The 22,029-nt window shown below is 54.9% G+C and carries 18 protein-coding genes; 12 read left to right on the forward strand and 6 right to left on the reverse strand.

Annotation, left to right across the window (positions count from 1 at the left end):
• Window positions 1-14: 14 nt before the first annotated feature.
• Window positions 15-908 (reverse strand): DUF5677 domain-containing protein, encoded by an 894-nt coding sequence (locus tag E6C51_RS10865; RefSeq protein ID WP_190235950.1) that lies wholly within the window; start codon window positions 906-908, stop codon window positions 15-17.
• 391 nt (window positions 909-1,299) lie between these two features.
• Here E6C51_RS10865 and E6C51_RS10870 point away from each other — a divergent pair, with 391 nt between their 5' ends.
• Window positions 1,300-1,662 carry a hypothetical protein gene (locus E6C51_RS10870; protein WP_190236035.1) on the forward strand — a complete coding sequence of 121 codons (363 nt, stop codon included), beginning with the start codon at window positions 1,300-1,302 and terminating at the stop codon, window positions 1,660-1,662.
• A 151-nt stretch (window positions 1,663-1,813) separates the two neighbouring features.
• Here the strand turns inward: E6C51_RS10870 and E6C51_RS10875 are convergent, their stop codons facing one another.
• Together E6C51_RS10875 and E6C51_RS10880 are read right to left on the reverse strand one after the other, a co-directional pair.
• A complete protein-coding gene (locus tag E6C51_RS10875) occupies window positions 1,814-2,029 on the reverse strand; it encodes a hypothetical protein (protein WP_146934173.1) in 216 nt (71 codons plus the stop codon).
• 148 nt (window positions 2,030-2,177) lie between these two features.
• Window positions 2,178-2,378, reverse strand: a complete 201-nt coding sequence (locus E6C51_RS10880) for a DUF1674 domain-containing protein (protein WP_146934895.1) — start codon at window positions 2,376-2,378, stop codon at window positions 2,178-2,180.
• A gap of 201 nt (window positions 2,379-2,579) precedes the next feature.
• Here E6C51_RS10880 and htpX point away from each other — a divergent pair, with 201 nt between their 5' ends.
• From htpX to purH, 4 genes are all read left to right on the forward strand, one after another.
• Entirely contained in the window at window positions 2,580-3,626 is a 1,047-nt protein-coding gene (gene htpX, locus E6C51_RS10885) for a zinc metalloprotease HtpX (protein ID WP_190235951.1), read from the forward strand.
• Window positions 3,617-5,020 (forward strand): RsmB/NOP family class I SAM-dependent RNA methyltransferase, encoded by a 1,404-nt coding sequence (locus E6C51_RS10890; protein ID WP_190235952.1) that lies wholly within the window; start codon window positions 3,617-3,619, stop codon window positions 5,018-5,020. The genes htpX and E6C51_RS10890 overlap by 10 nt, the downstream gene beginning before the upstream one ends.
• A gap of 148 nt (window positions 5,021-5,168) precedes the next feature.
• Window positions 5,169-6,827 carry a heparinase II/III family protein gene (locus E6C51_RS10895; protein ID WP_190235953.1) on the forward strand — a complete coding sequence of 553 codons (1,659 nt, stop codon included), beginning with the start codon at window positions 5,169-5,171 and terminating at the stop codon, window positions 6,825-6,827.
• 219 nt (window positions 6,828-7,046) lie between these two features.
• Window positions 7,047-8,663, forward strand: a complete 1,617-nt coding sequence (gene purH, locus E6C51_RS10900) for a bifunctional phosphoribosylaminoimidazolecarboxamide formyltransferase/IMP cyclohydrolase (RefSeq protein ID WP_190235954.1) — start codon at window positions 7,047-7,049, stop codon at window positions 8,661-8,663.
• Between the two features lie 259 nt (window positions 8,664-8,922).
• Here purH and E6C51_RS10905 read toward each other — a convergent pair whose 3' ends face one another.
• Window positions 8,923-10,545, reverse strand: a complete 1,623-nt coding sequence (locus tag E6C51_RS10905) for an ABC-F family ATP-binding cassette domain-containing protein (protein ID WP_190235955.1) — start codon at window positions 10,543-10,545, stop codon at window positions 8,923-8,925.
• Window positions 10,546-10,746: 201 nt separating this feature from the next.
• Window positions 10,747-11,034: a hypothetical protein gene (locus tag E6C51_RS10910; RefSeq protein WP_146934156.1), complete on the reverse strand. Its 288-nt coding sequence runs from the start codon at window positions 11,032-11,034 to the stop codon at window positions 10,747-10,749.
• Window positions 11,035-11,862: 828 nt separating this feature from the next.
• Here E6C51_RS10910 and E6C51_RS10915 point away from each other — a divergent pair.
• From E6C51_RS10915 to E6C51_RS10935, 5 genes are all read left to right on the forward strand, one after another.
• Complete coding sequence (locus tag E6C51_RS10915; RefSeq protein WP_230987195.1) at window positions 11,863-13,200, forward strand: diguanylate cyclase domain-containing protein; 1,338 nt, start codon at window positions 11,863-11,865, stop codon at window positions 13,198-13,200.
• Between the two features lie 253 nt (window positions 13,201-13,453).
• Window positions 13,454-14,836 carry a murein hydrolase activator EnvC family protein gene (locus tag E6C51_RS10920; RefSeq protein WP_190236036.1) on the forward strand — a complete coding sequence of 461 codons (1,383 nt, stop codon included), beginning with the start codon at window positions 13,454-13,456 and terminating at the stop codon, window positions 14,834-14,836.
• On the forward strand, window positions 14,826-16,160 hold the full coding sequence (locus tag E6C51_RS10925; RefSeq protein WP_146934149.1) for a S41 family peptidase: 1,335 nt from the start codon (window positions 14,826-14,828) through the stop codon (window positions 16,158-16,160). Before E6C51_RS10920 ends, E6C51_RS10925 begins: the two co-directional genes overlap by 11 nt.
• Window positions 16,161-16,426: 266 nt before the next feature.
• Window positions 16,427-17,617: a divergent polysaccharide deacetylase family protein gene (locus E6C51_RS10930; RefSeq protein ID WP_190235957.1), complete on the forward strand. Its 1,191-nt coding sequence runs from the start codon at window positions 16,427-16,429 to the stop codon at window positions 17,615-17,617.
• Between the two features lie 53 nt (window positions 17,618-17,670).
• On the forward strand, window positions 17,671-18,189 hold the full coding sequence (locus E6C51_RS10935) for an RNA pyrophosphohydrolase (protein WP_146934142.1): 519 nt from the start codon (window positions 17,671-17,673) through the stop codon (window positions 18,187-18,189).
• An 18-nt stretch (window positions 18,190-18,207) separates the two neighbouring features.
• On the opposite strand, the gene E6C51_RS10940 is transcribed toward E6C51_RS10935, so the two are convergent.
• Entirely contained in the window at window positions 18,208-18,939 is a 732-nt protein-coding gene (locus E6C51_RS10940) for a ParA family protein (protein WP_146934139.1), read from the reverse strand.
• Window positions 18,940-19,521: 582 nt separating this feature from the next.
• Between E6C51_RS10940 and E6C51_RS10945 the strand changes: the two genes are divergently transcribed.
• The gene (locus E6C51_RS10945) at window positions 19,522-21,057 is read left to right on the forward strand and encodes a tyrosinase family protein (RefSeq protein ID WP_190235958.1); all 1,536 of its coding nucleotides are present in this window, start codon (window positions 19,522-19,524) and stop codon (window positions 21,055-21,057) included.
• Window positions 21,058-21,897 carry a copper chaperone gene (locus E6C51_RS10950; protein ID WP_146934133.1) on the forward strand — a complete coding sequence of 280 codons (840 nt, stop codon included), beginning with the start codon at window positions 21,058-21,060 and terminating at the stop codon, window positions 21,895-21,897. It begins immediately after the preceding gene.
• Window positions 21,898-22,029: the final 132 nt, after the last annotated feature.

Here is a 22,029-nt window from a genome sequence, read left to right on the forward strand (position 1 = left end):
ATGGCGGGCATCGGTCAACGGCGTCTTTGCGATTTTCTGACCTTCTTCGCCTCTTTGGGGAGGTTATGCATTGGGCCAGGAGAGAACTTGGAGTCCTTACCTTTCCGCGCCCAGCCGGCGTCTGGAAATAACTCGATCATCCTGTCCGTGGCTACCGTCAATATCCCAGAAAAGAACTCTAGTACCATGCACAGGGCATCGCGATCGAAGCCGTTTTCAACCCCAGTTCCGCGTCCGTTCGGTTCCATTCTATAGAAAGTAAACGAAAGTATATGTGTATACTGCGAAAGATAGTTCCAATAGAAATCATATTCTTGCTGATCGATGCCTGCAGCCCTAATCACATCCTTTTGCGGAGTGATCATCATATATTTGCCTGCAAGGATGTCAGACTTAATTTTAGAATCGAGGTCAGAAAAGTATTTTATACTTTCGAGGCGCTGCTTAATTTCCTCTGCTTGCCCTTTAAACCACTCAATTTCTTCATTAGATAGGACAAACGGGAGGATTTTTATTCTTTTTAAGCAGTCGTAAAGGTGCATGACATTCACGTACGCGCGCTGCACCTCGGCATCATCTGGGGCTGAGCTGAGATAGTAGAACAGGACGTACCCCTCCAAGAGGGAGCGCGCATGCGACGCCACCGTCGAGACATCCCATGTCTCAAAGTCTCGCTTTACCCATCGGGACATAGGCGCCGACGATACCAGGGATCTGGCGTGCGAACACATTCGCGCAAAAACATGAGTTGAATATCCGATTGCTGGGCTTTCTTGCCGTCCTGCCGTCGCTTGGCTGACCGCAATCATTTCACAAACAGCGGCGTCAAACCGCCTCAGTCTTTCCAAGTAGTCAACCTGCGTAGTCTTTCCCTTGAAGTCAGAAGTTCCGTTCTCATCCTCCGTCATTTGCTTTCCCATTCACACCAGATCCGAAGTCCGCGAGCAGCCAGCATCAGTTTCAGATTGCAGTCAATGTGCTGAACCGCAGATCCTGCTGATTGTTGACAATGGCTGGGGTATAAAATACCCACTCGTGTACCCGAACGGAAATTTCTGTGACCAAATATCAATATGTTATGCGGAAAATGGTAGAGAGTCCCACCCTCTCCGCCATTATTCTTCGGGGCCGTCCAACGCAAAATCTCTACTATTGACTAGAGGCTGCACGGCAACGATCCGCGAGCTTCGTGAAACCTCTGCATGGTATATTCACATCAGCCTTGCCTCCCACAGCAGAAGCGCTACACTCTTTGTGCTAAGGAACGGAAAGCTTTGGGAGGAGCGTTACGTGAGACGGATGTGGCCAGATGACTATGCCTTTATGCTGGATGAGGCGGAAGACGTTGATCTTCAGCTTCAAGCACTTGTAAACAGTGATGGTTCTGTTGAGAAAGCTATCACCAGAAGAGCTTTGAAAGCGCGTATCAGCCAGCAGGACTTTGAAAAGATCTGGCCTCTCTCCGAGGCTCGCTATCGGCTTGGCGGGCGTTTTTTGGGGAAAGCCATCACTTTGATTACCAACAATCCGCATTACCAGAAATGGCATCCAACCGATGGGGGCAGTGTTGAGAGTGTTTCTGACAGCGGTCAGCACTACACCACACGCTATGTGATTGTGCATTTTCTTCTGGATGATGTCCGGGAGGCTGTGGAAGCCTAAAACCGGCATGGTCGTTTCTTGCGATGGTGGTCGCGCGATTATCATTTCTGGTAACCGCGCGCTCATTCGTCTAATACATAATTCCTTAAATCGGAATCGGTTCAAGGTGAAAATTATGCAGCAGACTTAACGCATTACAGCGCTATCCAGTTTAGCGGCAGATGCGCTTTTCGGTTACGATCTTTTTGCCATGGTGCCAGCGCACTGTCTTTTTGGTCACGCAATGCTTATGCGGCATGCGGTGCATATCGCGGCGGTGCTCCATGTGATGATCATTGCGAACAATCACAGTTTCTGCCTGCGCAGAGGCTATGTTGGCCGTCAAAGCAGCGAGTGCGAAGGCGGAGGCAAGGAAAATCTTCTTCATGTGCGTTCTTTCCAAAAGGGTTGGCCAAATGGGTTGGGCAATGCCGCTATGAACGCAGATAAAGGCAAAAAGTTGCATCCGCTGGTGTATTTGTTTTTTATTACAACAATTTAATCTGCTGCATAATATAGCGCACGGCGCTGTAGGCCTAAAAATCGATGGCGCGGCCATTGATTTCCCAATCCCCAAAGCGTGCCGGGTCGGCACCGCCGCGACCGCCAATTTCGGGGGCGGCTTTTTCCACCTTTTCGGCTTTGCGACGTGCCTCCGCTTCTGCCAGCGCACGCTTTGCAGCGGCAGAGAGCGGTTTAGCAGCGGGTGGCGTGGCCGCAATGCCCTGATTATCCATATCAGGCCGGTTGTTTGGCTCTTCATTCATAGCGGCATTTATCCTGTAGAGATTGAAACGCGGTTTCTAATCTTTACATTTAGAGCATCGGCCGAAAAGTGGGAACCGGTTTTCGGATAAATCCGATGCGTAAACAAAAACCTAGTGCATCGAGGCGCGCGGGAAAACCCTTCGCCGTCGTCAAACCGCTGGAGGATGAAGATGAACATCATGCGCACGGCTTTGCTTTTGGCTGCCATGACCGCCCTTTTCATGGGGGTGGGCTTTTTGATTGGCGGCAAGGGCGGCATGATGATTGCGCTGTTGATTGCAGCGGGCATGAATTTCTTTTCCTACTGGAATTCTGACCGCATGGTGCTGTCCGCCTATCATGCGCAAGAAGTTGATGAGCGCACGGCACCGGAATTTTACACCATCGTGCGCGATCTGACCCGCAATGCCGGATTGCCCATGCCAAAGGTCTATGTGTTTGACAATCCGCAGCCCAATGCCTTTGCAACGGGGCGCAACCCGGAAAACGCCGCCGTTGCGGCCTCCACCGGGCTTTTGCGCGCCTTGACACCCGAGGAAGTGGCGGGCGTGATGGCGCATGAGCTGGCCCACGTGGAACATCGTGACACCTTGACCATGACCATAACCGCAACCTTGGCCGGTGCCATTTCCATGCTCGGCAATTTTGCCTTTTTCTTTGGTGGAAGGCGCGATGAAAATGGCAATGGCGGCAGCATGATCGGGGCGCTGGTGGCGATGATTGTTGCCCCGTTTGCCGCCATGCTGGTGCAAATGGCCATCAGCCGCACCCGCGAATATGCTGCCGATCGGCGCGGTGCTGAAATCTGCGGCAATCCCCTGTGGCTGGCCTCGGCCCTTGCCAAGATTGCCGGTGCGCATCAGCCCAATTATGAGGCGGAGCGCAACCCGGCCACCGCCCATATGTTCATTATTAATCCGCTGTCGGGGCAGAAAATGGACAATCTGTTTTCCACCCACCCCGATACCAACAACCGCATTGCCGAGCTGCAAGCTCAGGCGCAGGCCATGGGCGTGTTCACATCAGCCCGTGGCCCCTCGCAAACGCGGCCAGCATCGTCCAACCTATCCCAGGGTCCATGGGGCGGGGCGGGGCAGCAAGCTGCACAGTCGACGAATGATCCCTGGGGTGGTAAGGGGAGCGCAAAAACCCGCTCTGTGCCTTCAATTGGCGGGGCGCGCAAGCCAGATGAACCCCCGAAGGGACCGTGGAATTGAACGAGAACAGCGGCAAAAACAAAAGCCATAAGAACAATCGAAGCCCGTCCAGCAATCGTCCACGCGGGCCGGTTTATGACAACAAGCCCGGGCTTGAGGCACGGCTTGCCGCCAGCCGCCTGCTGGCCGCGGTGATTGATCGCAAGACCTCGCTGGATGGCATGATGGATGGCGACCACGGCAATCCAGCCTATACCGCGCTTTCTGAAGCGGATCGTGGATTGGTGCGGGCCATTCTCAATACATCCTTGCGGTTTTTGCCGCGCATTGAAGCCATGCTGGGCATTTTGCTCGACACGCCATTGCCCGATGGCGCGCGCGCCCTGCATCATTCGCTGATCATAGCGGCCGCCCAGATGCTTTATCTGGATGTGCCAGACCATTCGGCGGTGGATCTGGCGGTGGAGCAAGCCAATCGCGACCCGCGCAACCGTCGTTTTGCCAAGGTGGTCAATGCCGTGTTGCGCCGTCTTGGCCGCGAAAAGCAGGCTTTGCTGGATGAAACCGCTGATGTGGTGTGCATGCCCGGCTGGTTTTATGATCGGCTGGTGAGCGTCTATGGTGCCGATGAAGCCCGCCGCATTGCCGATGCCCAGATGACGCCAGCCGCCATTGATCTCACCACCAAATCGGATGCCGCCCAATGGGCGGAGCGGTTGAACGGCGTTGTGCTGCCAACCGGCAGCGTGAGATTGGCCAGCTTTGCAGGCGGCGTTGCCGCTCTTGATGGCTTTGAAGAGGGCCAATGGTGGGTGCAGGATGCAGCAGCGGCCCTGCCAGTACAGATGTTTGGTGATCTTGCCGGCAAGCGCGCAGTTGATCTTTGCGCAGCGCCCGGCGGCAAGACGGCGCAATTGTTGTGCGCCGGTGCCAAGGTGACGGCGGTGGAGCAATCGGCCAACCGCCTGAAGCGGCTGGACGGGAACTTGCAGCGTCTGGGCTTTGAGGCCGAACTGGTGCACTCCGACCTGATCGCGTTCCAGCCAGACACTCTGTTTGATGCCGTGCTGCTGGATGCACCTTGCTCTTCCACGGGCACAACCCGCCGCCACCCGGATGTGCTTTACACCAAAGGGATGCAGGACATCACCAAACTGGCAAGTGTGCAGGAAAAGCTGCTGCGCCATGCCATGACGCTGGTGGTACCCGGTGGCTCGATTGTGTTTTCCAATTGCTCGCTGGACCCGATGGAAGGCGAAGAGGTGGTTGCCAAGGTTCTGGCCGATCATCCCGATTTTCAGCGCGTGCCGGTGCAGGCAGAACAATGGCCCGGATTGGAAGCCGCGATCTCTCCGCTTGGTGAATTTCGCACCACTCCAGCGATGTTGCAGGTCGCAGACAGCGTTTCCAGCGGTCTGGATGGCTTTTATGCCTGCCATTTAAGAAGGATTTAAAGAAATCTTTACGAAATTAGGCGCGTCATAACAATCGTGTCCATCGGTTGCCGGATTCATTGCGCTTGAAGCATGCGACAGCCGGAAAACCACCTATGGACGCGCGGTGTTGCTGCCCATGACGGGTCTGCTCGGAACGGAATGTTGGATGCCACAGAGACAAAGCCAAAGTTTGCCCTCGCTTTACCTGCGTGAAAGCTGGCGGCGCGGTCGTTTGGCAGTCAAGGCGGCCGCCCCCCGTTTTGGTCGCAATGCAACACGCCTTTTGGTGGCACCCACCGATCTGCGCTCGATTGATCCCGATATTGCCGCCGATATTGCCGAGGGGCGCTTTCCGCTGGCCGGGCGCATGCTGGAGTGTGGGCGCGCGTCGCCCTTTACCATGGAATTGCCCTCGGTGGTTTTTGCCACCGAGCTGCATTCCTTCTCGTGGCTCAGGCATATTCGCGCCCATAAAACGCCAGAGGCCTGTGCGCAGGCCCGCTCCATTGTCAACAGCTGGATCAAGCTCTTTACCAAGCGCGAAGGCATTGCCTGGGATGCCGGTGTGCTGTCTCAGAGAATTATTGCCTGGCTCTCCCATTCGCCCATCGTGTTGCAGGATTGCGAAAAAGGCTTTTATCGGCGCTTTTTGCGCAGCCTTACCGCACAGGTCGCCTTTGGGCGCTCGACTGTTGCCCATATGCCAGAGGGCATTGACCGCCTCAAATTGCGCATCGCTCTGGCCATGGCCTCAATAGCCATGCCCGCATCGGCCTCCCAGATCAGCAATGCTGCCCGCCTGCTTGATAGCGAGTTGGAACTGCAAGTCCTGCCCGATGGGGGCCATAGCTCACGCAATCCGCAAGCAGCGCTTGAGATTTTGCTCGATCTTTTGCCGCTGCGCCACACTTACGTGAATCTCGGCCATGATGGACCGGTTAAACTGATTTCCACCATCGACCGCATGTTTCCAGTGCTTCGCTTTTTCTGCCACAGCAATGGCGATCTGGCGCTGTTCAATGGCGCAACAGCAACCCCTGCCGATGACCTCGCCTCGGTCATGCGCTTTGATGAAAGCCGTGGCCAACCCTTCAAGGCGCTGCCCCACAGCCATTATCAGCGGCTTGCAATCAATGACATGGTGGTGTTGATGGATACCGGCCTGCCGCCAGAAGGCGAAGTCAGCCGCACCAGCCACGCCGGTTGCCTGTCGTTTGAGCTGTCATGCGGGCCGCAGCGCTTTGTGGTCAATGCGGGTGCGCCGCGCTTTGCCGGTGCGCGATTTGGGCAGATGGCACGGGCAACAGCCGCTCATTCCACCCTGACCATTGCTGATCAGTCCTCCAACCGCATTTCGCCCTCACGCTTTTTGGGACCGGTTATTCTTGGCGGTGCTTCCAGAGTGGATGTGGCCCGCCGCATGGGCGATGATGACAGCGATCAGGTCATTGCCCGTCACGATGGCTATCGTCAGTCTTTCGGTGTGCTACACGAGCGGGGCTTAAGTCTCAATGCAGCGGGGACTATGCTTTCGGGTCACGATCGGCTTTTGTCCGGTAAGGGTGATGTTTTAAGCGCCCTGCCCAAAGGCGGTGCGGTTGTGCGGTTTCACATCCACCCTTCCGTGCGGCTTTTGCAGGAAGATCCCCACACCATTCGGCTGGAAGCCGCGGGTCGGGCAGGTTTTGTCTTTTCCTGTCCTGATGGATATCCGGTGATTGCAGAGGATGTGTTTTTTGCAGGCATCTCGGGCATCGAGCGCTCGGAGCAAATCGAGATCACCCTGGAAACACCGGAAATCGGCTGGTTTTTCTCAAAGCTTTAAGACGACTGTTTCCTTGGAGGAGCAGCTATGGTAGGCGGGCAGCGAGCTCATTGCCGGTATAAGGTTTGCGTTGCAAGCTACGCCGGTTCTTCGCTGTTAAGCAATCTGTAGTGGATAGTTTTCCTTGATACTCGCCAGATTGCACTTCTGTTGTCGTCGTTTGTCTTTTCGGGAAACCAGGTCCCACTTTCCCTGACAAACTCTATCGGAGTAAATGCCATGGCTGTCGTGTCGAAAAATACCCCCATTCCAGAAAAAGTGCGGGTGCGCACGGCCCTGTTGTCCGTGTTTGACAAGAGCGGCATCGTTGATCTCGCCCGCGAATTGAACCAGTTGGGCGTGCGCCTGCTCTCCACCGGTGGTACCTACAAGGCGCTGGTTGATGCGGGCCTGCCCGCCACCGACGTTTCGGCGGTCACCGGCTTTCCCGAAATCATGGATGGTCGCGTCAAGACCTTGCATCCGAACGTCCATGGCGGTCTTTTGGCTATTCGTGATGATGCCGAGCACGTCAAGGCCATGCGCGAGCATGGCATCGAAGCCATCGATCTGGCCGTGATCAATCTCTATCCGTTTGAAAGCGTGATCGCAGCCGGTGGCGACTACCCAACCACCGTGGAAAACATTGACATCGGCGGCCCGGCCATGATCCGCGCTGCGGCCAAAAACCACGCCTATGTCACGGTCGTGACCGATCCTGCCGATTATGCTGAGCTGCTTGAAGTGTTGAAGGCTGATGATGCCCAGACGCTCTATCCAATGCGCCAGAAATTTGCCGCCCGCGCCTATGCCCGCACCGCCGCATACGACGCCACCATCTCCAACTGGTTTGCCACGGCCCTCAACATTGAAACCCCGCGCAACCGCGTGATTGGCGGTGTTTTACGCGAAGAAATGCGCTACGGCGAAAACCCGCACCAGACGGCAGGTTTTTACGTCAATGGCGACCAGCGCCCCGGCGTGGCCACCGCTCAATTGTTGCAGGGCAAACAGCTTTCCTACAACAACATCAATGACACTGATGCCGCGTTTGAGCTGGTGTCGGAATTCCTGCCCGAAAACGGCCCAGCCTGTGCCATCATCAAGCACGCCAACCCTTGCGGTGTGGCCGTGGGCAAGACGCTGAAAGATGCTTACCAGCGCGCTCTCGCTTGCGACAGCGTGTCGGCCTTTGGTGGTATCATTGCGCTCAACCAGACTTTGGACGCCGAAACCGCTGAAGAAATCGTCAAGCTGTTCACCGAAGTGATCATTGCGCCCGACGTGACAGAAGACGCCAAGGCCATCATTGCCGCCAAGAAAAACCTGCGCCTGCTGGTCACCGGCGGCCTTGCCGATCCACGCGCGCCGGGCCTCACCGCCAAGACAGTCTCCGGTGGTCTGCTGGTGCAGAGCCGCGACAATCTGGTGGTGGAAGATCTGGAGCTGAAGGTGGTGACCAAGCGCGCGCCCACCGAGGCCGAGCTGGAAGACATGAAGCTGGCCTTTAAAATTGCCAAGCACGTCAAATCCAACGCCGTGATCTATGCCAAGGACGGTCAGGCCGTGGGCATTGGCGCAGGCCAGATGAGCCGCGTTGACTCGGCCCGCATCGCTGCCATGAAAGCCGAAGACGCTGCCAAGGCCATGGGCTTGGCCGAGCCGCTGACCCACGGTTCAGCGGTTGCCTCTGAAGCCTTCTATCCGTTTGCTGATGGTCTGCTGGCTGCGATTGCCGCTGGTGCCACCGCCGTGATTCAGCCCGGCGGCTCAATGCGCGATGCCGACGTGATTGCTGCTGCCGACGAGCATAACGTCGCCATGGTGTTCACGGGTGTGCGCCACTTCCGCCATTGATTGTGGATTGAGGGGTTCACGTATTAAGAACCCCTCCCCAACCCTCCTCACAGGGGGGAGGGAGTTCTGTTTCGCACGGCATAACCGATTGGTTTCCTATCATAAGATATGAGGGGCACAGAGAAAACTCAGCATTCGACGTGCCCCCTCCCCCTTGTGGGGAGGGTCGGGGAGGGGTCTTTTCCCGCCCTTAATCTGAATAGAAAAAAGGGCGCAAAGATCATCATCTCCGCGCCCTTTTTTATATCCATCGCTCAATTCAGCTATGCAGGCCCGGCGCTTCATGGCCGGTGCGGGCCACATATTCCAGATAGCCGCCGCCATATTGATGCACTCCCTCCGGTGTCAACTCCAACACCCGATTGGAAAGCGCGCCCAGAAAATGGCGATCGTGGCTGACAAACAGCATGGTGCCTTCATAGTTCGAGAGCGCCTTGATCAGCATTTCCTTGGTGTCGAGATCAAGGTGGTTGGTTGGCTCGTCCAGCACCAGGAGGTTTGGTGGATCAAACAGCATGGCCGCCATCACCAGCCGCGCTTTTTCGCCACCTGAGAGCACCCGGCAGCGCTTTTCCACATCATCGCCGGAAAAACCAAAGCAGCCTGCCAAAGCGCGAAGCGGCGATTGACCGGCTTTGGGAAAGCTTTCTTCCAGCCATTGCAGCACGGTGCTGTCGCCATCCAGAACATCCATGGCGTGCTGGGCGAAATAGCCCATCTTGACGCTGGCTCCAATAGCAACGCTGCCTTCGTCTGGCTGGGTGGTACCCGCGACGAGCTTCAAAAGTGTGGATTTACCAGCGCCATTGATGCCCATGATGCACCAGCGCTCGCGGCGCTTGACCATGAAATCAAGGCCATCATAGATCACCCGGCTGCCGTAGGATTTATGGACATTCTTGATGTTGATCACATCATCGCCGGAGCGCGGAGCCGGAAGAAAGTCAAAAGCCACCGTCTGACGACGACGCGGCGGCTCCACCCGGTCGATCTTGTCCAGCTTTTTGACCCGGCTTTGCACCTGGGCTGCGTGGGACGCTCTCGCCTTGAACCGCTCAATGAATTTGATTTCCTTGGCCAGCATGGCCTGCTGGCGTTCAAACTGCGCCTGCTGGTGCTTTTCATTCTGGGCGCGCTGGCCTTCATAGAAGGCATAATCGCCGGAATAGCTATTGAGCGAACCACTATCGATTTCAATGATTTTGGTGACAATGCGATTCATGAACTCACGGTCGTGCGAGGTCATCAGCAATGCGCCATCATAGTTTTTCAAGAAATCTTCCAGCCAGATCAGGCTTTCGAGATCCAGATGGTTGCTCGGCTCATCGAGCAGCATCACATCGGGCCGCATCAGGAGAATGCGGGCCAAAGCCACGCGCATTTTCCAGCCACCTGAGAGCTTGCCAACATCGCCATCCATCATCTCTTGCGAAAAGCTCAAGCCCGCCAGCACTTCGCGGGCGCGGCCTTCCAGCGCGTAGCCATCCAGCTCTTCGTAGCGGGCCTGCACCTCGCCATAACGCTCGATGATCGCATCCATCTCGTCCATGCGGTCGGGATCGGACATGGCCGCTTCCAGTTCGCGCAGCTCGTTTGCGACCGTGCTGACCGGGCCTGCGCCCTCCATCACTTCGGCCACCGCAGAGCGACCGGCCATTTCACCAACATCCTGATTGAAATAGCCGATGCTGACATTTTTCTCGGTCGAGACCTGCCCCTCGTCGGGCAGTTCCTCGCCGGTGATCATCCGAAACAACGTGGTTTTACCCGCCCCATTGGGACCGACGAGGCCGATTTTCTCGCCCTTGTTCAGGGCCGCAGAGGCTTCGATAAACAGAAGCCGATGGCTGTTCTGCTTGGAGATGTTTTCAATGCGGATCATGTCAAATTCGGCCCGGGCTTAAAGCATGTCTTGAGAGTGCATATGGATTTCGCGCGCCCTTATGGCACGAGATTGCCTATTTGTCTCAATTTTCATGGGGCGTCTTGTTTCGTGCGCAGCATTGATCAACCGGCCTTGTCTGTCGCCAGCTTGAGGCTTTGGGCCGTGGCGACAAACCAATGGGCATTGTGTTGCGGTGATTTACTTGTTTTGCAACAACCACATTTTTCCGGCCATGGTGATCTTGCGCGGATCCTGATCGGCATCATCTTCGACATTGTTGCGCTCAATCAGGCCCAGCTCTGTCAACTCGTTCATGGTGGTTGTGGTTAGAAACTTGATTTTCTGCGGGCGTTCTTTGAAACGGTCAGTCTTGGAATAGGTGACTTCGGCGTTGAGATGCGTCCACTTCTTTCCAGCCTGCGGAAACAGATCGCCATCCTTGGCGAGCTTAAGTCCGCGGATCTGTGTTGGCGTGAGTTCGATCATGTCTTGTCCTTATTATTGTGTGTTTGTCAGACGGAATCGCATGTCGCATCGCTTATGCGCCACCTCAACCCAATCAGAGATCCCGGTTGACTACGGCGCCCTACGCCATACGTGGCGCACAAAGGTTCGCTGTAGCGCTTTATATCTGCTGCATAATTCCTTAAATCGATTCCGATTTAAGGAATTATGCAGTAGGCTCACGCGCGGGGTGAGTCTAGCCCAAACGCCACAATCAGCGATAAATCCTGCCGTTTAGGGTTATTTCGACCCTAAAAATCTCTCTATGGTTGCTTTTGCCTTGACGCTCCCGGCTTATTCTTGCCTTTCAAGCGCCCTGGCCCTCCGCTCGCGTGCGGCAAATCCGACTTCACGGCACGGTGCACCATAAATGGCGCACAAAAAATACTGACTGCCACTTTCCATTCATAACTTTGCGTTCAGCAGCAAATTTGAATATCATACCAACAGTCATTGAAAATGACTTTTGGTATTCCTTTTGCAAACATCTCAAGCGTCTGATGCATTTGAGATATTTGCAATGTCTTCAAGGCGAGGATGCTCTCGCATCTTCGATGCCTTGGTATTATACCGTATTTGTTCATAAAACTAAGCCTAAATGCTTTCCAGACACGTTCAAAAGGCGAGAGGCCAGCAAAACCCCCGCGCTTTATTTTCTTAGAAACCAATCTGTTCACAGAAATATAACGTATTCAGAATAGTGTCTTGAGGTTGCGTTGGAGTATATTCATTGTGAAAAATAGAATTTCCATGAACGACACAACCACTGACACTTCTCCATTAGATGAAAATTCACCAAAAAATGGAGACGTGTGGCGCACTGACCCTCAGACGCCCTATTCGTTCACAGAGCTGAAAGAGCGTTATTTGTGGCTCGAAGCGATGGTCAATCATATTCCCGATTTTATCTACGCCAAGGACCGCACCGGGCGCTTTCTGTATGCAAATCAAGCCATTCTTGAAAACAACGGCCTTTCCTGCATCGATGACATCATTGGACGGACCGATTTTGAGCTGCATGGCGAAGCCGCGGAAAATGCGCGCATAGATGAAATTGAGCAACGCGTTATTGAAACCGGTGAACCGGATCTTGGCTTTGAAGAGCGCGCGCTTATTGGGGGCGATCGGTGGCTTATGATGTCTCGCGTACCGCTCAGAGACAGCAATGGTGCCATCATTGGCGTTGTTGGCACATCGCGCGATATTTCGGCGCGAAAAGCATCGGAGCGCCTTATGTTGGCGCAAAACCGTATCCTGAAACTGATTGTCGATTCCATTGATATTACTGTCTTGATGAGAGAACTGGCCATATTGATTGAAGGGCTTGCCGATGGCATCAGTTGCGCCACGGTTATTTTTTCGGCCGATAATCACCCACCATTCTGGGAGGCTCCCAGCCTTTGCCGCCTGCCCAAACGCCTGTCTGAAGCGCTGTCGTCGGCATCTGCGGACCTTATTTGCGAGACCATGTTTGATCTGGCAGCACATCTGGATAATTTTTATTGTTTCGAGATTTCGTCGGCGGATGGCCAAAATCAGGGTCTTGTTGGCGTATCAGCCCAAAACAACCTCAACAAAAGCCTGATAGAATTTCTGGCGGGTGCCAGCCACATGGCGGGCATCGCCATTGACCGACGCCAGGCGGAGGAGCGGATTCGCTTCCTCATTGACCACGACCATTTGACCGGAGTGATGAACCGCAGCGCAATTGAAGCCCGATTGTCGGAACTGCTTGCCTCGGCCACCTCGACCGCTCAAACGCTTGCGGTCGGTTTTATCGATATCGACAATTTCAAGCAGATCAATGACACTCTGGGCCATGCGGCTGGGGATGAACTTCTCAAGGCAACCGCTGGGCGGATTTCAGAAATTGTTGCGCAAAGCGGCATGGTGGCGCGCATTGGCGGCGACGAATTTATCGTTGTGCTGCGCGAGAGCAATGAGCGCTTTGAAGAAGTTTTTGAACGCATACGCCGAGCTGTTGCTGTGACACCGGCCATCGAAAACGCGGGGCTTCGAACCCATTGCAGCATTGGCATTGCCTATTTCCCTGATCATGGAAAAACAACGGGAGACCTGTTCAAAGCGGCAGATCTGGCCATGTATCGCGCCAAACAAAGTGGACGCAACACGGTGCGGGTGTTTTGACAATCTCGATAACCGTTCCTCTGCGTCTCTTCGTGTTGAGAAGCAGTTTTCCCCTGATCGCAAATCAGTTACAGCGCCTCTCACCCTATATGGCGCGCAAAGGACGCTGTAGCACTTTTAAGCTGCTGCATAATTTTCTCCTTGAATCGATTCCGATTTAAGGAATTATGCAGTAGATTGCCTTGAAACCATAAAAGCGATCTGAAGTTTGATGTTACGGAAAAAGGTGGGCGAGCGTCTGACGCAATTGGCGATGCCGCTCAGCGCAGCAGCGCTTTTGTGTTTCTCTAGCATTGCAGCGGTGTTTGCACAGCAAAGCCCGCCAGCCGCGCAACAAGCACCGACTGATGCCGCCCCGCAAACCTCAGACGACGCTCCGCAATCTGCCGAGGATAAGGCTGCGGCTTTGAAAGCCAAGCGTGATGAAGTGACGAAAGAATTGCAGGATCTTTCGCAATCCATCAAGCTATCCACGGACAAGGCCGAACAATTGCGCCAGAGCATTGATGCGCTTGACAAAAGCAGCGCCTCCTTGCGTCAGGCGCTGATTGATTCAGCCGCACGCCGCAAGGATCTGGAGCAAAAGATCACTGATAGTGAACGCAAGCTGGCCGATTTCGGGGTGCGTGAAGATGCGATCCGCAAATCCTTCCGCGCGAGACGCGCCGTTCTGGCGGAAGTTTTGGGCGCGCTGGAGCGCATGGGGCGCAATCCGCCACCCGCTTTGCTGGTCAAGCCAGAGGATGCGCTGGGGGCTGTGCGCACCGCCATTCTTTTGGGGGCCGTGGTGCCCGGCATGCGCAAGGAAACTGAGAAACTGGCCAATGACTTGCAGGAGTTGGCCAATCTGCGCAAAGCCAGCCAGGCGGAGCGCGAACAGATGATGGCCAGCCTGCAAAGCCGACAGGAAGAAGAAAGCCGCATGGCGCTGCTTTTGGATGAAAACGCCAAGCTGAGTGAGCGAAATTCTGCACAGCTTCAAAGCGAATTGCAGCGCTCGCAGGAGCTTGCGCAAAAGTCGGCATCCCTGCAAGGCTTCATTTCCTCGCTGGAAAACCAGGTGGCGTCAGTGCGAACGGCGATGGAGCAATCAAAGCTGGAAGACCAGAAGCGGGCGCAGATGACCGATGCGGAGCGCGCTGAGGCACAGAATGCGCCGCCCGATAAAAACCGCATTGCACCTGCATTTGCATTTGATGAGCTGAAAGCGAAGCTGGAATTGCCAGCTGCTGGAGATGTCTTGCGGACATTTGGCGATCCTGATGGCACCGGACATGATGCCAAAGGCATTGTTATTGCAACGGCACCAGCAGCAGTGGTCACAGCGCCCGCTGACGGCACTGTGGTTTATGCGGGGCAGTTTCGCAGTTACGGGAAAATGGTTATTCTCAGTCCAGGCAGTGGTTATCACATAGTTTTGTCCGGAATGGATGCCGTGAATGTTCACGCAGGCCAATTCGTGCTGTCCGGTGAGCCAATTGGTGCTATGGGAGAGAAGAGAGTTGCCAGCGCGGCAGCTTTCTCGCTGGAAACAAATCGCCCAACGCTTTACATAGAATTCAGAAAAGACGGCAACTCGGTTGATTCCCGACCATGGTGGGCGAAGGACGCCGGAAAGGTACGCAATGATACGTAGGGCTTCTCTAATGCTTGTGGGCGCTCTGATGGGCGCAACAGCCATGAGCGTTGTTTATTCGGCAGGCGTTCCAGCCCAGGCGGCTGGTACATCCACCTATAAAGAACTGGCGATTTTTGGAGACGTGTTTGAGCGTGTCCGCGCCCAGTATGTGACACCTCCCGATGAGAAGAAGCTGATTGAAGCTGCCATCAATGGCATGTTGTCGTCGCTCGATCCACACTCCAGCTACATGAATGCGCAGGAAGCTGCCGACATGCAGACCCAGACCAAGGGTGAGTTTGGCGGCATCGGCATTGAAGTGACGATGGAAAATGAGCTGATCAAGGTCATCACCCCGATTGATGATACGCCCGGTGCCAAGGCTGGCATTCTGGCTGGCGACTATATTTCCGAAATCAACGGCCAGCCCGTGCGTGGCATGAAGCTGAGCGCTGCCGTCGACAAAATGCGTGGTGCGGTCGGCACCTCGATCAAGCTGACCATTTTGCGCAAAGGCGTGGAAAAGCCGATTGAGCTGAACGTCAAGCGCGAAGTGATTCCAATCCGGGCCGTGAAGTCGCGTGTCGATGGCGATGTGGGCTATCTGCGCGTTATCTCGTTTACCGAGAAGACCTTTGACGATTTGCAGGCCGCCATCGCCAAGATCAAGAAACAGGTGCCGGAAGACAAGCTGAAGGGCTATGTGCTCGACCTTCGCCTCAATCCGGGCGGTTTGCTGGATCAGGCCATCTACGTGTCTGACGCCTTCCTGCAAAAGGGCGAGATTGTTTCGACCCGTTCGCGTGATCCGGAAGATACCCGCCGCTTCAACGCAACACCGGGCGATTTGACCGATGGCAAGCCATTGATTGTTCTGGTCAACGGTGGTTCGGCCTCGGCCTCTGAAATCGTCGCCGGCGCATTGCAGGATCTGAAGCGGGCAACCGTGGTTGGCACCCGCAGCTTCGGCAAGGGTTCTGTGCAGACCATCATTCCGATGGGTGACAAGGGCGCTCTGCGCCTGACAACGGCGCTCTATTACACGCCGTCTGGCAAATCCATTCAGGGCACGGGCATTCATCCCGACATCACCGTGGAAGAGCCATTGCCTGCCGATCTGAAGGGCAAGCTGAAGCCAGAGGGCGAATCGGCGCTGCCGGGCCACATTCAGGGCCAGAGCGAAACCGAGGAAGGCTCCGGCTCGGTTGCTTACGTGCCGCCAGATCCAAAGGACGACGTGCAGCTCAACTATGCGCTGGACCTGTTGCGCGGCGTGAAGAAAGATCCGTCTTTCCCGCCTGATCCGAACAAGGTTGTTTTGGAAAACGCCAAGAAGAATTGATAAAATTTAAAAATGCCGGCCTCAAGGTCGGCATTTTTCTTTGCAGCCAGTTGTCATGGTCCCGTTGTCATGGTCCGGTTGCTGACAAGGGATGGCGGCAAGCGCACCGCTCATGTATATCGCTACAGCGCCTCTCGCCAAATATGGCGCACAAAGGACGCTGTAACACTTTTAAGCTGCTGCATAATTTTCTCCTCAAATCGATTCCGATTTAAGGAATTATGCAGTAGGTATTCCGCTCCATCGATTCGCTGAAAGGCAGTGATTTGGGCAATGATCTGCACGCCCCCTTGGGCCAGAACCGCAAGAAGCCGCGTGCCAAAGGGCGCAACAAGCTTGGGGGTTCCGGTCTCGGTCCTGTGAGTGTTGGTCTTGTCAGTGTTTTGGCCATTCTGGGCCTGTCCTTTTACACCGCCCTCACACCGTTACCTCTGACTGCCCCCTTGCCACAGGTGGCGGAAGCGCCGACCAAGCCTGCGGATACAGCGGTCGCTGTGGCAAAGCCACAAACGTTGGAAACGCGATCGCCTACGTCGGGTGCCATTGTCGAGCGCAGCACCATGCCGGATGGCTCGGTTGTGACCCAGTATTCGCCTGCATCACGCGATGGCACCGGCCCCGCCTTGATCAGCGCATCGCGCATTGGTCAGGACGCCCGCATGGCAGCCATACCCAATCCTGAACTGCTGCAAGACAGTCCTGAGGGCAAACTTCCCGTGATTGGGCCGGATGGTCTGCGCCCTGTCGAACAATATGCGAGGCCGTGGTCGGGAGCGCACGGCACGCGCATTGCTATTGTGGTGAGCGGGCTGGGACTAAGCCAGACCGGCACGCAAAAAGCCATCCGGCTCTTGCCGGAAGAAATCACTTTGGGCTTTGCTGCCAGCGGCAACAGCCTGCAACGCTGGATGCAGGATGCAAGGCGCGCGGGCCACGAGATTCTGCTGCAAATGCCGCTTGAGCCCCTTGGTTACCCGGCCAATAATCCGGGACGTGATACGCTTTTGGCGGATCAATCCAGCGCCAAAAATCTGGCACTCCTGCACAAGGCCATGGCCAGTATCACCAATTACACCGGCATCATGAATTATATGGGTGCACGCTTTCTGTCCGATGCCAATGCGCTGGAGCCGGTGATACGCGATATTGCGGATCGAGGTCTGTTGTTTCTGGATGACGGCTCATCGGCGCAGTCCTTGAGCGGAAAATTCGCCAAAGCCATGAACATGCCCTACGCGTTCGCCGATTTGCAGCTGGATGATCAGTTGCAACGGGATGCGATTTTAAAACGTCTTGACGAGTTGGAGCGCATTGCCAAGCGCAATGGCAGTGCCATTGGCGTTGCCTCTGCTTTTGATGAAAGTGTCAGCACCATTGCCGAATGGGTGCGCGAGGCAAAAAGCCGTGGTATCGAAATCGTCGGTGTATCTGCCCTTGCCCTGGAAAACCAAGAATGAAAACCAGGAATGAAAACCAAGAGTGAAAATCAGCAATTAACAATGAGGACGCTGTGACCCAAGCTGTGATCAAAGCAGAAGACCTGCCCTACCGCCCCTGCGTTGGCATTATGGTGCTCAATCATGCCGGTCTGGTGTGGGCCGGACGGCGCATTCCCTTGCTGAATTCGGAATATGACGGCTCACCGCAACTGTGGCAGATGCCGCAAGGCGGTATTGATGCGGGCGAAGACCCAAAAGCCGCAGCCTATCGCGAGCTATACGAAGAAACCGGCATGAAAACCGTCACGTTTCTGGCCGAAGCACCGGAGTGGATCAATTATGACTTGCCACCCCAGCTGATTGGCATTGGTCTTCGAGGCAAATACCGTGGCCAGACCCAGCGCTGGTTTGCTTTTCGCTTTGAGGGCGATGAAAGCGAAATTCAGATCAATCCACCACCAACAACCGAACATGCAGAATTTGACGAGTGGCAATGGAAGCCGATGCAAGATCTCCCCGGCCTGATCGTGCCGTTCAAGCGCGGGGTTTATGAGCAAGTGGTGGCCAGCTTCAAACATCTGGTGGCATAAGCCACGCTCGGTTTGCGGTCAGGCCCGCCGCAAGATCGGGTGATTGGTAAAAACCCGGTGGTCGATGTTATCCGCCACCGGCATTTTAAAAACCGGCACCAGCATTTCCACCTCATCGGCGTAGCGCTCGGCATTGGCCACGGCCTTGTCGAGATTGCTCACCCGTTCCGGGTCCAGCCGATGCAGGCAGGTGCGAAACTCGAACATATCGCGATAGGCGGCGCGCTCGATGATGGGCGTGTCCAGCACCCGCACATGCCGCTCGGCCAGCAGAGCTTTCACCGCCTTCAAGGCCCGCGTTGTCACCAGCGAGTTGACGCGCGACAGCACCACAGAATGGGGAATACGAATATTGCCCTTGGTGTAGAGATATTGCAAAAGCTCAATCACCTGAGCGCCGCCTTGCGCATCCATGGCACTGCCCTGAATGGGAATGAGCACGTGGTTTGACAGGCCAAGGGCTGTGGCCAAAAGCGGCGATTGCGCGCCCGGCAAATCAACAATCACGTAATCCGATGTGTCGCGATAGGCCTCAATGGTGCGCTGAAGGGAGTTGACCGACACATAGGTCGCCACCCGCAAATCCGTGCCTGGTTCTGCGCCTTCAAACCAGCGCGAAATCCAGCGCTGCGGATCGGTATCAATCACCGATACCCGGTACCCCCGCCGCATCAACTCTGTGGCCAGCAGCAGCACTGCGGTAGTTTTGCCGGCACCGCCCTTGGTATTGGCAAACGTGATAATGGACATGGTGCAACCTCAGAGAACCAGCCTGTTGCATAATTCCTGAAATCCCAGTGGATTTAAGGAATTATGCAACAGATTAAAAGTGTTACAGCGTCCGTTGTGCGCCATATTGGGCGCAAGGCGCTGTAGAGCCACGCATCGCTCCTCAAGGCCCAAGATCATCGGGCCAGATCATTGTGCACCAACATGGTTAATCAGTGGTTATAAGCGACCCATTCAAGAGATGCGGATTTAAAACATCAAGCGATACCGACAGCGTCGTGGCCCAAGCCCCCTTTGCTTGCGCACGGCAGACCATCTGTCGCACCACTGTTCATGGTCTTTTGCACCCGCTGTGACCATTGCAGCGCCGTGCGCTTTATCAAACGCACAATGAAATTATGCAGTAGGCCTGGTTTCATTCAAGCAGATATTCTCTTTATACGTTTATTTTGACATTCTTAAAATATCTCTTGATTGTAAAATCAATCAAAGATAGCAATCTTACACATAAGTTCCTTTTAATTGCAGCTCATGTAGTCACTGCCTGAACATCTTCGGCTTTCAGGTATCCGTTGGCGAAACAAATCTTTCGGGGGAAATGACATGGTGTATGTTCGCAAAAGCGTGTGGGCAAATGGCGGCGGTTTTGATGATCCGTTGCTGTATTGGTATGCAATCGGTGTTTCTGCCTTGCAGAAAAGAGGACTGAACGACAATACCAGCTGGCGTTTTATGGCGGCGATCCACGGGATTGATATTACAAGTTCTGACGGCAGCCTTTGGCAGCAATACGGTTACTATACGCCCGGCGAGCCGCTCCCGTCTCAGGCCGATCAGGATCTTTACTGGAACCAGTGCCAGCACGGCAGCTGGTATTTTCTGCCATGGCATCGCGGCTACATCTGGTCGATTGAAGGTCTGGTGCGCGCTGAAATTATCAAGGCGGGCGGTCCCAAGGACTGGGCCATGCCCTATTGGAATTACAGTGACCAGAAAAATCCGCAGGCCCTGCTGCTGCCCCCTGCCTTCTCGGCCACGACCATGCCGGACGGCAGCGCGAATCCGCTTTATGTGGCGCAGCGCTATGGTTTGGGCTCAACACCCATTGTTTTGCCAGCGAGTGATGTCACCTTGGGTGCTTTGTCTGCCACCCAATTTGTCGGCTTGAAAGTGGGTGCCAGTGCCGGGCTGGGCGGCGGCAAAACAGGCTTCTCGCACAACGGCATCCAGACTGGAGAGCTGGAAAGCAAGCCGCATAACATTGTCCATGTGGACATTGGCGGCCAAAATGATGCCGGGCCGGGCTTGATGGCCGATCCGGATATTGCCGGGCTTGATCCAATTTTCTGGCTGCACCATGCCAACATCGATCGGCTCTGGGATGTGTGGAACAAGTCGAGTGCGACGCATACCAACCCGACTGACCCTGCATGGCTCAACGGCCCGCAAGATCGAAAATTTGTCGTGCCAAACGTCGATGGCAGCCCATATTCCTATGCGCCTAAAGACATGGTTGATACGACGAGCCCAAACCTTAATTATACCTATGATGAATTTGTGGTTGCAACGGCCGTCAGCTCTGTCTTGACCAGCAATGTTGGAGAGAAGACTTTGTCTCAATCTCAAGAACCCGAACTGGCTCAGGAACCCGAACTGGTTGGCGCAAATGCGTCTGTCGTGAATGTGACAGGGAAAATGTCCTCGTCAAACCTCGCCCTCGATGCTCAGACCAGCGCGCTTTTGTCGGTTAACCCAACCCAAAACCTTCAGGCCAAATTGGCCCAACCCGCCCGCGACCGATACTTCCTCAATCTGGAAAATATCAAGGCCGCAAAGGATGGGTTTGTCATTGATGTCTACATGGAGCTGCCTGAGGGGGCAGACCATACTGGCCGCATGGATCTGTTCTGCGGCTCGATTGGCCTGTTTGGTGTGCGCAAGGCATCGCAACCAGACGGCGCTCATGGCGGTGCCGGGGTGACAGAGGTCATGGATGTCACCAATGTCGTGGCGGGATTGGCGCAAAATGGCGCTTTGAACAAGGGCGAATTCAGCGTCAATCTGGTACCGCGCATCACCCTCACAGATGATGCCAAGGTCACGGTTGAGCGTATTAGCCTCTACAAACAGTCTGCCTGAATGTTGCAGCGTTATAGCCTGAAATTTCAGGCCATCCGCTCTCTTCTCTCAGAGCCGCCATGGCCTCTCGTGCTGAGTATCAGCTTGGCTGCCTGGTTTGCTATGGCCCTTTTGGGCCATAGCAACAGTGTTACAGACCTGTGTGTCACGGCATCCGGCGCATTGCTGGATCAAAGTTGGCGCGCCTTGCAAGCCGCTCTTTGGCTGGCGGATCCTGCGAACCTCGCACTCTCATGGATTTTGATGCTGATTGCCATGATGTCTCTGGTGCTGGTGCCACCGTTTCGGCACATCTGGTACCGGAGCATGAAGAAACGGCGTGCCCGCGCGATTGCCTGTTTCTTATTCAGCTATTGCGGCATCTGGTTGCTCTTTGCCCCACTCCTGGTTTTCAGTGGAATTTTGATCCAGGTTATCACTGAGCTGTTGAACATTCCATCCTGGGTTTTCGCGGTTTCCGTTCTGGTGTTTTGGCAAACCACCCCTTGGAAACAGCATTTTTTAAACCTGTGTCACTGGACGCCAAGGCTGAGCGCCTTTGGCTGGGCTGCTGATCGTGATTGTCTTCGCTATGGCGCGCGGGATGCATGTTTGTGCATTGGAACCTGCTGGGCGCTGATGTTGCTGCCAATTGCTGTTCACGCACATCACTTGCCCCTTATGGCGCTTTCATCTGTTGTTATGGTGGTTGAGCGCTTGAAACCATGCCGACCTGTTCGCTGGTATCCGCCCGCTTGGAAATGGGGTCAATATTTTGCCGACTGGCTGAAGCGACCCCCAGTCCGGAGCACCACAAAACTCCAAGCCACGATTGTCCACCATGAGACAAAGCAGGCATGATTGTTTGACGGCTTCTCGATCATCATTGTGTACTACCAAAAGTCATTGAAAATGACTTTTGGTATTCCTTTTGCATATATCAAGCGTCTTATGCATTTGAGATATTTGCAATGTCTTCAAGGCAAGGATGCT

This window comes from Gillisella terrae (genome assembly GCF_004801395.1).
Lineage (GTDB): Bacteria > Pseudomonadota > Alphaproteobacteria > Rhizobiales > Rhizobiaceae > Allorhizobium > Allorhizobium terrae.